Origin of the sequence: Achromobacter sp. NPDC058515, from assembly GCF_042721735.1 — a bacterium.
Classification (GTDB): domain Bacteria; phylum Pseudomonadota; class Gammaproteobacteria; order Burkholderiales; family Burkholderiaceae_B; genus Achromobacter.
The window spans coordinates 310,424-323,416 of the sequence record NZ_JBHXNI010000004.1; the positions used below are offsets into that span (position 1 = coordinate 310,424).

Annotated in this window: 14 protein-coding genes; 4 read left to right on the forward strand and 10 right to left on the reverse strand. The window is 66.0% G+C overall.

The features are described 5' to 3' along the window. Positions 1-10: 10 nt before the first annotated feature. On the reverse strand, positions 11-295 hold the full coding sequence (paaB, locus tag ACFWP0_RS10185; RefSeq protein ID WP_025140200.1) for a 1,2-phenylacetyl-CoA epoxidase subunit PaaB: 285 nt from the start codon (positions 293-295) through the stop codon (positions 11-13). 79 nt (positions 296-374) lie between these two features. Continuing rightward, positions 375-1,364: a 1,2-phenylacetyl-CoA epoxidase subunit PaaA gene (gene paaA / locus ACFWP0_RS10190; protein WP_377841683.1), complete on the reverse strand. Its 990-nt coding sequence runs from the start codon at positions 1,362-1,364 to the stop codon at positions 375-377. Positions 1,365-1,536: 172 nt separating this feature from the next. Between paaA and paaX the strand changes: the two genes are divergently transcribed. Then, positions 1,537-2,466 (forward strand): phenylacetic acid degradation operon negative regulatory protein PaaX, encoded by a 930-nt coding sequence (paaX, locus tag ACFWP0_RS10195; protein WP_377841685.1) that lies wholly within the window; start codon positions 1,537-1,539, stop codon positions 2,464-2,466. Here paaX and ACFWP0_RS10200 read toward each other — a convergent pair. Both ACFWP0_RS10200 and orn read right to left on the reverse strand, forming a co-directional pair. Beyond that, a complete protein-coding gene (locus ACFWP0_RS10200) occupies positions 2,463-3,104 on the reverse strand; it encodes an NAD(P)H-hydrate epimerase (RefSeq protein ID WP_377841686.1) in 642 nt (213 codons plus the stop codon). The two genes, paaX and ACFWP0_RS10200, sit on opposite strands and share 4 nt — an antisense overlap. 39 nt (positions 3,105-3,143) lie before the next feature. Next, positions 3,144-3,689 (reverse strand): oligoribonuclease, encoded by a 546-nt coding sequence (gene orn / locus ACFWP0_RS10205; protein ID WP_377841688.1) that lies wholly within the window; start codon positions 3,687-3,689, stop codon positions 3,144-3,146. A gap of 61 nt (positions 3,690-3,750) precedes the next feature. On the opposite strand from orn, the gene ACFWP0_RS10210 reads away from it, so the two are divergent. Both ACFWP0_RS10210 and rsgA read left to right on the forward strand, forming a co-directional pair. Then, entirely contained in the window at positions 3,751-5,001 is a 1,251-nt protein-coding gene (locus tag ACFWP0_RS10210) for a M48 family metallopeptidase (RefSeq protein WP_377841689.1), read from the forward strand. Between the two features lie 68 nt (positions 5,002-5,069). After that, positions 5,070-5,960, forward strand: coding sequence for a ribosome small subunit-dependent GTPase A (gene rsgA, locus ACFWP0_RS10215; RefSeq protein WP_377841875.1), 891 nt, complete (start codon positions 5,070-5,072; stop codon positions 5,958-5,960). A gap of 78 nt (positions 5,961-6,038) precedes the next feature. Here rsgA and ACFWP0_RS10220 read toward each other — a convergent pair whose 3' ends face one another. Both ACFWP0_RS10220 and rplS read right to left on the reverse strand, forming a co-directional pair. After that, on the reverse strand, positions 6,039-6,770 hold the full coding sequence (locus ACFWP0_RS10220) for a CoA pyrophosphatase (RefSeq protein WP_377841691.1): 732 nt from the start codon (positions 6,768-6,770) through the stop codon (positions 6,039-6,041). A gap of 123 nt (positions 6,771-6,893) precedes the next feature. After that, the gene (gene rplS / locus ACFWP0_RS10225) at positions 6,894-7,274 is read right to left on the reverse strand and encodes a 50S ribosomal protein L19 (protein WP_377841692.1); all 381 of its coding nucleotides are present in this window, start codon (positions 7,272-7,274) and stop codon (positions 6,894-6,896) included. Between the two features lie 378 nt (positions 7,275-7,652). Here rplS and ACFWP0_RS10230 point away from each other — a divergent pair, with 378 nt between their 5' ends. Further along, entirely contained in the window at positions 7,653-8,525 is an 873-nt protein-coding gene (locus tag ACFWP0_RS10230) for an EamA family transporter (RefSeq protein ID WP_377841694.1), read from the forward strand. Between the two features lie 51 nt (positions 8,526-8,576). Here the strand turns inward: ACFWP0_RS10230 and ACFWP0_RS10235 are convergent, their stop codons facing one another. The 4 genes from ACFWP0_RS10235 to cysD all read right to left on the reverse strand — a co-directional run bounded on the left by ACFWP0_RS10235 (position 8,577) and on the right by cysD (position 12,992). Further along, positions 8,577-9,038, reverse strand: coding sequence for a hypothetical protein (locus ACFWP0_RS10235; RefSeq protein WP_377841696.1), 462 nt, complete (start codon positions 9,036-9,038; stop codon positions 8,577-8,579). Between the two features lie 78 nt (positions 9,039-9,116). After that, positions 9,117-10,532: a PA0069 family radical SAM protein gene (locus ACFWP0_RS10240; protein WP_377841697.1), complete on the reverse strand. Its 1,416-nt coding sequence runs from the start codon at positions 10,530-10,532 to the stop codon at positions 9,117-9,119. A gap of 211 nt (positions 10,533-10,743) precedes the next feature. After that, entirely contained in the window at positions 10,744-12,042 is a 1,299-nt protein-coding gene (locus tag ACFWP0_RS10245) for a sulfate adenylyltransferase subunit 1 (protein ID WP_377841699.1), read from the reverse strand. Positions 12,043-12,083: 41 nt separating this feature from the next. After that, positions 12,084-12,992, reverse strand: a complete 909-nt coding sequence (gene cysD / locus ACFWP0_RS10250; RefSeq protein WP_171663377.1) for a sulfate adenylyltransferase subunit CysD — start codon at positions 12,990-12,992, stop codon at positions 12,084-12,086. Position 12,993: the final 1 nt, after the last annotated feature.

Consider the following 12,993-nt stretch of genomic DNA (forward strand, 5'->3'; position numbering starts at 1 on the left):
CGCCCGCGCCTTACATGTGCTTGATTTCTTCGGGCATCGGGAAAAACGTCGGATGCCGGTAGACCTTGCTGTTGGCCGGTTCGAACAGGGGGTCCTTGTCGCCGGGGCTGCTGGCCGAGATGTCGGCCGCGCGCACCACCCAGATGCTCAGCCCTTCATTGCGGCGGGTATAGACGTCGCGGGCGTGGTTGATCGCCATTTCGGCATCCGAGGCGTGCAGGCTGCCCACGTGCTTGTGCGCCAGTCCGTGCTGACTGCGGATGAAGACTTCCCACAAAGGCCAGTCTTTGCTCATGATGGATTTCCTCTAATGCCGGGCGCGCCGCGCGCGCACCGGTCTCTGATGATGGAGTAGCGTGAAGTCGACGCGCGGCTCAGGCGGCCTTGCGCTCAGCCTGCTTGTCGGCGTAGGCGACGAGCGCGTCCCGCACCCAGGCGCCGTCCTCGTGCGCCTTGACGCGCGCGGCCAGGCGTTCGCGGTTGCAGGGGCCATTGCCCTTGAGCACCGCGTAGAACTCGCTCCAGTCGATCTCGCCGAAGTCATAGTGGCCGCGCTCGGCGTTCCACTTCAGGTCGGGGTCCGGGACGGTCAGGCCCAGGTACTCGGCCTGGGGCACGGTCTGGTCCACCATCTTCTGGCGCAGCTCGTCGTTGGAGAAGAGCTTGATCTTCCAGGCCATGGACTGGGCGCTGTTGGGGGAGTCCGCGTCCGAGGGGCCGAACATCATCAGGGCAGGCCACCACCAGCGGTTCAGCGAGTCCTGGACCATGGCCTTCTGTTCGGGCGTGCCGTGCAGGCACATCTGCATGAGCAGGTCGTAGCCCTGGCGCTGGTGGAAGGACTCCTCCTTACAGACGCGCACCATGGCCCGCGCATACGGGCCATAGGAACAGCGGCACAGCGGGATCTGGTTGATGATTGCGGAGCCGTCGACCAGCCAGCCGATCATGCCGATGTCGGCCCAGCTGAGCGTGGGGTAATTGAAGATGCTGGAGTACTTGGCGCGGCCGGCGTGCAGGTCGTCGATCAGGTCGTCGCGCGATACGCCCAGCGTTTCCGCGGCGCTGTACAGATAGAGCCCGTGGCCCGCCTCGTCTTGCACCTTGGCCAGCAGGATGGCCTTGCGCTTGAGCGACGGCGCGCGGCTGATCCAGTTGCCTTCGGGCAGCATGCCGACAATTTCGGAGTGCGCGTGCTGCGAGATCTGGCGCACGAGCGTCTTGCGGTAGGCCTCCGGCATCCAGTCCTTGGCCTCGATGCGGACGCCGTCGTCGATGCGTCGCTGGAACGCCTGTTCCGGGCCTTCGAGCTGGTCCGCGGTCTTGACCTGCTTGACGCCGGTTTCGACGAGTTGAGCGTACATGTTTGTCTCCTTGAGACGGTTTGCGAAAACGCAAGGCAAACGCTCCGCAGTGCCGTCATGTCATAGGAAGATTATTTAATACAAAAAATTCATTGTCAAACTCAAATCTGTATCACATTGGATTTATGTATCATATTGAGGATCCCGATACCGGCCCCTTGCGGCCCCCCTTATGGCAAACCCTCAGTCGCCCCTGGACCGCTTCCTGTCCCGCTTATTGAAAAGCGATCCGCCCCGCGCCAAATCGCTGTGCGTCAGCTTGCTTGGCGACGCGCTGGCCCCCCACGGCGGCGCCATCTGGCTGGGCAGCCTGATCGAACTGCTGGCCCCGCTCGGGATCAATGAACGCCTGCTGCGCACCAGCGTGTTCCGCCTGGTCGCGCAGAACTGGCTGCAGTCGGAGCGGCATGGCCGGCGCAGCCTCTACCTGATCTCGGAACAGGGCGCGCGCCATACCTCCCACGCCTCGCAGCGCATCTATGAGGGCGCGGCCAGGGAGTGGAACGGGGAATGGACGCTGGTCGCGCTGCCGCGCTCGGGCAACGGCCTGGCCGAACGCGGCGAGCTGCGCCGCGAGCTGGTCTGGGAAGGGTTTGGGATGATTGCGCCGGGCCTGTTCGCGCACCCGCACACCGAGGCGCGCGCTGCGCACGACATCCTGGACAAGCTGGGCATCCCCGACCGCGCGCTGGTGCTGTCGGCCCGCGACCTGGCCGGCGCCGGCGGCCTGCCCATCGCCAGCCTGGCCTCGCAATGCTGGAACCTGGACGACGTGGCCGAACAGTACCGCCAGTTCTCCAGGAACTTCGGACCGCTGGAAAAGCTGCTGGAGGATGCGCCCTCGCCGTCCGAGGCCTTCACGGTCCGGGTCATGCTGCTGCACAACTGGCGCCGGATCGTGCTGCACGATCCCCAATTGCCCGGACCGATGCTGCCCGACAACTGGCCGGGCCACGCCGCGCGCGAACTGTGCGGCCGCATCTACTGGAAGGTTTTCGACGCGTCGGAAACCCATCTGGATGCCCTGGCGGGCCAGGACAACGAACGCTACACGCCGCTGGCCAAGGATGTGGAATCGCGCTTTGGCGGGCGGCCGGCCTAAGGGGTCTCGCCGCTGCCGGCGGGCATGGTCACGCCCAAGGTGTCCACGAGCAGTTCGCCCGCCGCCTCGCGGCCGGGCCCCGGGCGCGCCAGCCCTCTGGCCTGCGCGATGAAGGAAAGGGTCCAGCGCGCCAGGATCGGGCGGCCCAGCGCGGCGCCGGTATCAGCATCGATCCCGCTGGGCACGTCCAGCGCCAGCACCGGCACCGGCACCCGCCGGCCATTCACGGCATCGACCAGCGCCTGCCAGTCCGCGTCCAAGGGCCGGTTCAGGCCTATGCCGAACAAGCCGTCAATGACCAGGCCGGGAATCTCGCCGGGGGCCAGCGTCGCCTGGACGGCGCCGCCCGCGGCAAGCCAGCCCGCATAAGCGCGGGCGGCATCGGCGGGAAGCCTGGCGGGGCCGGCGGGCAGCAGCACCCGCACATCGAATCCCTGGGCGCGCAGGCGGGTGGCGGCTTCCAGGGCGTCGCCGCCATTGTTGCCGGGACCGGCCAGGACCAGGACGTGCGTACCGGGCGGGACGCGCCCGGCGGCATGACGGGCCGCCGCCGCGCCGGCCAGCGGCATCAGCGCCCGCCCCTGCTCCAGGGCGAGCCGCTCGGCATGGCGGATGGCGGCAACGGAATAGGATTGCATGGGCAAGACACCGGGCCGGTCAGTGAACGCCGGAAGGCATCACACCTTCAGGAAGTGCTCGCGGTAGTACTTCAGTTCGTCGATCGACTCGTAGATGTCGGCCAGCGCTTCGTGGCGGCTCTTTTTCTCGAAGCCCTTGTAGACGGCCGGCGCCCAGCGGCGCGCCAGTTCCTTCAGCGTGCTGACATCCAGGTTGCGGTAGTGGAAGAACTGCTCCAGGCGCGGCATGTAAGCAAACATGAAGCGGCGATCCTGGCTGATCGTGTTTCCACACATGGGAGACTTGCCGGCCGGCACATGCTGCGCCAGGAACGCCAACAGCGTATCCTCTGCCTGCGCCTCGGATACCGTGGACGCCTTGACCTTGTCGATCAGGCCGCTCTTGCCGTGGGTGGACTTGTTCCAGTTGTCCATGGCGTCGAGCAGGCTGTCGGGCTGATGCACCACCAGCACGGGGCCTTCGGCCACGACCGTCAGGTCAGGCTCGGTCACCACGACGGCGACTTCGATGATGCGCTCTTTCTCGGGGTCGAGCCCCGTCATTTCCATGTCGAGCCAGATCAGGCGGTTTTCGTTCGCAGCCATATAATTTGCCTATAAAACACGCGATTTTCGCACATCCCTTCTTGAGCAAGCCGCATCGCCCATGTTCACACTGCTGTTCGTTGCCTTCCTGCTGACCGATATTGCCGTGCGCATGTGGCTGGCCTCGCGCCAGATCCGCCACGTCGCGCGCAATCGCGGCCAGGTGCCCTCGGAATTCTCCCATCGCATCGGCCTGGCCAGCCATCAGCGCGCGGCGGACTACACGGTGGCGCGGGTCAAGCTGGGCATGCTGGAGCGCACCTACGACGCGATCCTGCTGGTGTGCCTGACGCTGATGGGCGGACTTCAATTCATCGACCTGCAGGTAAGCCAGCTTACCAGCAACGATTTCGTGCGCCAGATGCTGTTGCTGGTGGTGGTGGCGCTGGTGCTGGGCCTGGTCGGCCTGCCCTTCACGCTATGGCGGCAATTCAAGCTGGAGGCGCGCTTCGGATTCAACCGCATGACGCCCCGGCTGTTCGTCGCGGACGCCCTCAAGGGCCTGCTGGTCGCGGCGGTGCTGGGCCTGCCCCTGGCCGCCGCGGTGCTCTGGCTGATGGGCAGCGCCGGCGCGTACTGGTGGGTCTGGGCCTGGGCGCTATGGACGGTGTTCAACCTGGCGCTGCTGATCATCTACCCGATGTTCATCGCCCCGCTCTTCAACAAGTTCACGCCGCTGTCCGACCCTGAACTGGCCGGGCGCATCCAGCGGCTGGCGCAGCGCTGCGGCTTTGCCTTGAACGGGCTGTTCGTGATGGACGGGTCGCGCCGGTCCGCCCACGGCAACGCCTACTTCACCGGTTTCGGACGTTCCCGCCGCATCGTGTTCTTCGACACCCTGCTGGCGCGCCTGAATGCCGACGAGATTGAAGCGGTGCTCGCGCACGAACTCGGCCATTTCGCCAAGCGCCACATCGTCAAGCGCATTGTCTTCAGCTTTGGCGCGGCGCTGGTATTCTTCGCCATCCTCGGGTGGGTCGCCCAGCAGCCCTGGTTCTACGTGGGCCTGGGCGTCATGCCGCAACTGGGCGGCCGCAATGACGCCATGGCGCTGCTGCTGTTCTTCCTGGCCATCCCCGTATTCACTTTCATATTCACGCCGTTGGCCAGCTGGTACTCGCGCCGCGACGAATTTGAGGCGGACCGCTATGCGGCCGAACAGAGTTCGCCGGAACGCCTGGTATCCGCGCTGGTCAAACTCTACGACGACAACGCCGCAACGCTGACCCCCGACCCTGTGCATTCCGCCTTCTACGATAGCCATCCCCCCGCCGCCGTGCGCATCCGCCACCTGATGGCGCCCGCCGCATGAGCGCGCCGCGCAGCTCCAAGACCTCGCCGCCCAGTGCCCCGCACGAAGGCCTGCCCACGCGCCCCCCGATGGAAGGCCGCATCATCGCCGCCCATGGGCGCCACTACACCGTCGAGCTTGCCGACGGCGCATTGCGCAAGTGCTTCCCCCGGGGCAAGAAGGCCGGCGCCGCCGTGGGCGACCGCGTGCGGATCACGCCGCAGGGCAAGGACGAAGGCGCCATCGACGCGATCCTTCCGCGCACCAACCTGCTGTTCCGCTCGGACGAGATGCGTTCCAAGCAGTTCGCCTCCAACGTGGACCAGCTGCTGATCGTGATCGCCGTGCAGCCGACCTTCTCGGACGACCTCACCGGCCGGGCATTGGCGGGAGCCTGGAGCGCGGGCATTTCGCCGCTGATCATCCTGAACAAGACGGACCTCGCGGACGAACTGCCCGCCGCGCGCGCGCGCCTGGCGCCCATTGCGGCGCTGGGCGTGGACGTGATCGAGCTGAGCGCCCTGGAGCCCGAAAAGGTCCACAGCCTGTTGGCGCCGCGCCTGGCCGGACGAACCAATCTGCTGCTGGGCCAGAGCGGCATGGGCAAATCGACGCTGCTCAACGTGCTGGTGCCCGGCGCCGCCGCCGCCACCCGCGAACACTCGACCGCGCTGGACATGGGCAAGCACACCACGACCAGCACCCGGCTCTACCACCTGCCGGCGCCGGGCGGAGACCTGATCGATTCGCCCGGATTCCAGGCCTTCGGCCTGCAGCACCTGACCCGCGAAGACATCATCCGCGGCTTTCCGGAATTCACGCAGCCCATCGAAGCCTGCCGCTTCTACAACTGCTCGCACCGGCACGAACCGGGCTGCGGCGTGGTCGCGGCATTGCAGGAAGGCAAGATCGATCCGGCGCGCTACGCCCTGTACCAGCGGATCCTGGAAGAAAACCTGGCGGGCCAGCAGCGCTACTAGGCGGGATCGCCCGTCCACCCACAGCAATGAAAACGGCCCCTGTCGGGGCCGTCTTCATTTGCCGGCGCGCGGCGGGGATCAGCTCGGCGCGAAACCGTGGCGCAGCAGATGGTAAAGATTGCGCAGCATGCCGGCCGTGGCGCCCCAGATGAAATGCTTGCCGTAGGGCATGCCGTAATAATGACGCACCCGGCCATCGTCCAGCCTGGCTTCGTACAGCCGATGATTCGCCGGGTCCATCAGGAACGACAGCGGCACCTCGAACACCTCGGCCACCTCGAACGCATCGGGCGCCAGATGAAAGCCAGGGCGCACCAGGGATACGACGGGGATGATCGAGAATCCCGTTGCGGTCAGGTAAGGCGGCATGCTGCCCAGCACTTCCACATGGTTGGACGGCAAGCCTGTTTCTTCCTGTGCTTCGCGCAGGGCCGCGGCCACGGGCGTGGGGTCGCTGGTCTCGATGCGTCCGCCCGGAAAGCTGATCTGGCCAGCGTGATCGTGCAGATGCGCGGCGCGCTGCGTCAGCATGATGTGCACGCCGTTCTCGCGCGTCACCAGCGGAATCAGCACCGCGGCCGGCACGGGCGTGCCTTCCCGGCCCGGATAGCGCAGATCGTTGTCGCGTGAAAGCTCCAGCGTCCAGGTGGACGGCTGGCTGAGCGTGCCCCGCAAGGAATCCGGGGTCAGCAGGCTGGTGGGCACGGCCGGCAAGGACTCGTTGGCCACCACCCAAGGTTGCGTAGCCGGGTCAAAGCCCGGGCGCGCGAGCGGCCGTCGGGGCCGCGCGGAAGACGAGGAATCAGACATACGGCTTTGTAAAAAGAAAAAGGCACCCTCGCAGGTGCCTTTTTAACCCGGAAACCTGTGCCGGACGGAAACGCGGGTTGGCGTGAGCGTCCGACACTGGCTGGGCCGTGTACCGATAAGCGATCAAGCCGCCGAGGCTTGCTTGCTGACCAGCTTTTCCTTGATACGTGCCGACTTGCCCGAGCGGAAGCGCAGGTAGTACAGCTTGGCGCGGCGCACGTCGCCGCGGCGCTTGACTTCGATGCTGGCGATTTGCGGCGAGTACAGCTGGAACGTACGTTCCACGGCTTCACCCGACGAAATCTTGCGCACGGTGAACGCGGAGTTCAGGCCGCGGTTGCGCTTGGCAATGACAACGCCTTCGAAAGCCTGCACGCGCTTGCGGGTGCCTTCAACGACGTTCACGCTCACGATGACGGTGTCACCAGGAGCAAATTCAGGCTTGGCTTGACCGCCGGTCAGACGGGCAATTTCTTCCTGTTCCAGGATAGCGATGAGGTTCATTAGAACTCCTAGATCATCATGTCTTTGCGGGCTAAAACTTTTGCCGTTCGATGTTGTTCGCGCTGGCTTTCTTGCATGTGGCCGCCCCTGACTGGCATCGGATTCGCATCAGCTGGGTTATCAGCCGACCAAACCAACACGCCAATTCAAGAACCGGGTCACACCAAGGGGTCACATCAAGCCATCCGCGTGTGCATTGCAGCCAACCCGGCGGGTTTTCGTGCAATGCTCGTGCCGCAAGCAGAGGATGAGATTTGGCAAACCAATGATTCTACACCAAAAATTCGCCTGAGCCTCAGGTAACATGAGCGCCTGCCCTACGCTTTGCGGTACCCTTCCCCTTTCTGTAACAAACACGTCATCTGACGCTGTTCCCTCATGTCGTACTCGTCCCTGATATTGGTCGTCCTGGCGGCGATGGCCCACGCAACGTGGAACCTGCTCGCCAAGCGGGCGGCCATGGTGGGCGCTCCCTTCGTCTTCGCCTATGGCCTGTGCGCCTCGGTGCTCTACGCGCCGTGGGTGATCTGGGTGCTGATGCATGACGGCATGACCTGGACCTGGCCGGTGGTCGGGGCCATTCTGACGTCCAGCTTGTTGCATCTGGGCTACAGCCTGTGCCTGCAGCGCGGCTATCAGGTGGCCGACTTGTCGGTGGTCTATCCCATTGCGCGCGGCACCGGTCCGCTGCTCTCGACCACGGGCGCCTTCCTGCTGCTGGGCGAGCCCGCCACCAGCACCGGCATCGTCGGCATGTTGTGCGTGGTCATCGGCGTGCTGCTAATCGCCACCCAGGGGCGGCTGGCCATCTTCAAGCATGCGCAGGCCTGGGTAGGCGTGCGCTGGGGCGTGGTGATCGGCCTGTTCATTGCCGCCTATACGGTGGTGGACGCGTACGGCGTGAAGGTGCTGCTGATCAGCCCGGTGCTGTTCGACTGGTTTACCTGTGTCACGCGGACCACCATGATGACGCCGCACATGCTGCGCCGCCGTACCCAGGCCTGGGAATCCATGCGCGGGCACTGGCACCTGGCGCTGGCGGTGGGATTCCTGTCCCCGCTGGGCTACATTCTGGTGCTGTACGCGCTGCGCAATGGCGCCCCGCTCAGCCTGGTCGCGCCTGCGCGCGAAATGTCCATGATGCTGGGCACCCTGGCCGGCATGTTCCTGCTGCGAGAAAAGGTCGGGCCTGGCCGGCTGGCCGGCTGCCTGTCCATCCTGGCGGGCGTGATCCTGTTGGGATCGAGCTGAACGTCGTTCGTCCGCCTGGCGTTTTCCAACAAACGCTTGACCATCAATGACTTAGAAGCCGCCAGCCACGCCCAGCCACATCAGGCCGGGGATCATTGCGCCCCAAGCCAGCACCAGCACCACGTCCGTCACCATCGCCTTCATGGTGACCTGCTGGGACACCGGTTCGACGGTGGCGTTGCCCAGGCAGTGATCGCGGACGGCAGGGGCGGCGGGCATGGCGGGCGCGACCGGCGTTGCCACGGGCACGACGGCCGGCGCCGCCGGCGCAACCACGGCATTGCCCGTCAGCGCGCCCTCTTCGACCGGCGCGGGCGGGAACGGCCACCGGGCCGGCGTCGTGCCGGAGCGCACGCGCTGGCGGGGCTCGATGCCGGCCCCGGACGCCGCCCAGGGCATGGCCAGCCCAGTCAGCCTGGCGCAAAAGGCGCGGGCGCGATGGGCGCTGCGGCGCAGGGGATTCAGCGAGACGACGAGCTCATCCGACAGGACGGAAAAATCAGCGGTGTTCATGGGAACTCCTTGGATAAACGTTTCAGCGCCTTGGCGGACCGCCTTGGCATGCGCGCGCGGGGCAACAGCCGCCTGCGGTCAATCGAACAATGACAACTGGCCGGCCGCCATGGCGCGCAACTGGCGCGCACCACGCCCGTACGCGCCGCTGACGGCGGGCAAACCACTGGGAAAAGGGACCCCTGAAGACGCTTGCGCGCCAACCGGGGATAGGAAATCGGAAGCGGCCGGACCGGCGCCGGATGCGGTTGCCGGCGCCTGGGCGGCTTGGCCGGTGGCGCCGGCCGCGAACAGCGGCGCCGTGGCCCCGGGGCCCGCCGGAGGCTGGAAACGGTCGCAGTCCAGCGCCAGCCGGTGGCGGTTGAGCCCCAGCTTGCGGGTCGCCACGGCGAAGCGCTGGCGCAGCAGGTCGGCCCAGATGCCGGTTCCGCGCATGCGGGAACCGAAATTCGGATCATTGCGGCGGCCGTTGCGCAGGTCTTCGATGCGGTGCAGCACGCGCTGGGCGCGGTCCGGGTAATGCGCGTTGAGCCAGTCCTCGAACAGAGTCTTGACCTCCCAGGGCAGGCGCAGGACGGTATAGCTGGCGTAATGCGCGCCCGCCGCCTTGGACTCCTGGAGGATGTGTTCCATGGATTCGTCGTTGATGAACGGGATGACGGGCGCCACCAGCACGCCCACCGGCACGCCGGCGTCCGTCAGGCTGCGTACGGCTTCCAGGCGGCGCCACGGCGCGGCGGCGCGGGGCTCCAGCGTGCGCGCCATGCCGGCATCCAGCGTCGTGATGCTGATGTAGACGACCACCAGGTTCTGCTCCGCCAAAGCGGCCAGCAGGTCCAGGTCGCGGGCGACCAGCGCGTTCTTCGTGACGATGGTGACGGGGTGCCGGGTTTCCAGCATGAGTTCGAGCAGGCCGCGGGTCAGGCGCCAGTCGCGCTCGATGGGCTGGTAGGCGTCCGTGGCCGAACCGATGTTGATGGGCGAGGGCTTGTAACCCGGCCGGCTCAGTTCGGCGCGCAGGGCTTCAACGGCGTTCGCCTTGGCCACCAGCCGCGTTTCGAAGTCCAGCCCGGGAGAGTAGCCCAGGTAGGAGTGCGTGGGCCGGGCGTAGCAGTACACGCAGCCGTGTTCGCACCCGCGATACGGGTTGACCGCGACGTCGAAGGGAATGTCGGGGGAATCGTTGCGCGACAGCATCTTGCGCGCCTCTTCCGCCGTGACCGTGGTCTTGGGCGCGGGCGGGGTGCAACGCGTATCGGGCAGGATGGGAATGACGACGGCGCCGGGGCGCGACCCATCGGGGGAATTATCGGGGACAGAATCTACGAAGTCGGCGGGCAAACCGGACGAGGACCAGCCATCGTCGACCTGCACGCGGTCATCGCGCTGAAAGCGATGCCGAACATTAGTAACCGCACCCCGACCGCGCAAGGCGGCGGGGGCGGCAGCCGGGGACCCAGAACCGGCGGGAAAAGAATGATCGGTGCGTGCCATGAAAACTACTGTACAAAAACACAGTGGTTTTGACAAGCACCAAAAGCCTTTTCGTAAGACAACCCAACTTTACCGCAAGACGAAGACGACGTCCGAACAAATCGTTTTCATCAGGCGATATGCGCTGGAAACCCGCGCCAGCATTGGATTTGGAAGAAAAACAACACAGAAAATCGGCCCAGAATCCCGTTGTTTTCCCGCCTCTTTCCGCTTATCGCAACATCCCCGCCGCCGCGGTCTGATGCGTAGCCTCGTCAATCAGAATGAAGGCGCCGGTCGCGGGCACATCGTCATAGCGATCAACCGCCAGCGCCTCGCGCGTGGTGAACGACACGCGGCCGATATCGTTCATGCGCAAGGTGCCTTCGGTGTTTTCCACTTCCTGCAGTTCGTGGATATCGCGATGCGACAGCACCGCGCGTATCTTTGCCGACGTCAATCGCGTGCCCGACTTGAGCAGGTACTTGCGCGCCGGATTCAAGGCCTGCGAATCCAGCCAGCACAACTCGGCCTCGAACTCGCGCGACACCTGCGCGGGCGCGGACGCATGCACGATCACGTCGCCGCGCGACACGTCCACATCGCGATCCAGCACCAGGGTGATCGAGTCGCCCGACACGGCCTCATCCAGCGCGCGGTCGAAGGCGCGCACCTCGCGCACCACCGCCGTCACGCCCGACGGCTGCACCGTGACTTCGTCGCCCGGACGCAGCACGCCGCTGGCCACGCGGCCGGCGTAGCCGCGGAAATCCTCCTTGCGGTCGCCATCATGGCGCGCCACCCACTGCACGGGAAAGCGCAGCGGCAAGGCGCGGCCATCGCTGGCCAGGTCCAGCGACTCCAGCAAGGACAGCAACGGCTGCCCTTCGTACCACGGCGTTTTCGGCGACAGCGTCACGACGTTGTCGCCGTTGAGGGCCGACAGCGGCAGCGCGTCGAAATGCGCGATGCCCAGCTTGCCCGCCAGATCCGCATAGGCGTCGCGGATGCGCTCGAACACGGCGCGGTCCCAGTCCACCAGGTCCATCTTGTTCACGGCGACCACGATGTGGCGGATGCCCAGGAGACGCGCGATGGTGCTGTGGCGTTTGGTTTGCGGCAGCAGCTTGCCGTCGGCGGCGCGCGTGGCGTCGATCAGGATGACGGCGACGTCCGCCGTCGAGGCGCCCGTCACCATGTTGCGCGTGTACTGCTCGTGGCCGGGCGCATCCGCGACGATGAACTTGCGCGCGGGCGTAGAGAAGTAGCGGTAGGCCACGTCGATGGTGATGCCCTGCTCCCGCTCGGCCTCCAGGCCGTCGGTCAGCAGCGAGAAGTCGATGCCGTCGCCGGCCACCCGCTTGTGCTTGGAGCGCGAAATCGCATCGAGCTGGTCGGCGAACACGCCCTTGCTGTCATAGAGCAGGCGGCCGATCAGCGTGGACTTGCCGTCATCGACGGAACCCGCCGTGATCAGGCGCAGCACGCCGGTGCCGGCGCCGGAAAGAAAAGAATCGTTCAGTGCATTCATGTGCGTCCCCAGACGCCGGCATGCGCCGGCGCATCGTGCATTCAGAAATAGCCTTCCTTCTTGCGGCGCTCCATCGAGGCCTCGGAAGTCTGGTCGTCCATGCGCGTGGCGCCGCGCTCGGTGATGTCGGTCACCGCCGTCTCGGCGATGATGGCCATGGTGTCGGCGGCGTCTGACGCCACCGGGCAGGTGCAGGAGATGTCGCCCACTGTGCGGAACCGCACGGACAGGCGCTCGACCTGCTCGCCCTCCTGCGGCGGCGTCAGCCGCGTGACCGGCACCAGCAGACCCTTGCGGCGCACCACCTCGCGCTCATGGGTGTAGTAGATCGGCGGCAGCGCGAGCTGCTCGCGCTGGATGTACTGCCAGACGTCCAGCTCGGTCCAGTTCGAGATCGGGAACACGCGCATGTTCTCGCCGCGATGCACCCGCGTGTTGAACAGGCTCCACAGTTCCGGGCGCTGGGCCTTGGGGTCCCATTGGCCGAATTCGTCGCGGAACGAAAAGATGCGTTCCTTGGCGCGCGCCTTTTCCTCGTCGCGGCGGGCGCCGCCGATGCAGGCGTCAAAGCCGAACTCCTCGATGGCCTCCAGCAGGGTCACCGCCTGGGCCGCATTGCGCGAATCGGTCTCGCGCCGCAGCACGACGCTGCCGCGACTGATCGAATCCTCGACGCTGCGCACGATCAGGGTTTCGCCCAGTTCGGCCGCGCGCGCGTCGCGGAACGCGATCACTTCGTCGAAGTTGTGCCCGGTGTCGATGTGCATCAACGGGAACGGAAACCGTCCCGGACGGAACGCCTTCTCGGCCAGGCGCAGCAGCACCACGGAGTCCTTGCCCCCCGAGAACAGCAGCACGGGCTTTTCGCTTTCGGCGGCCACCTCGCGCAGGATGAATATCGCTTCCGATTCCAGCCAATCCAGGTGGCTGCGTTGGATCACAGCAGACATA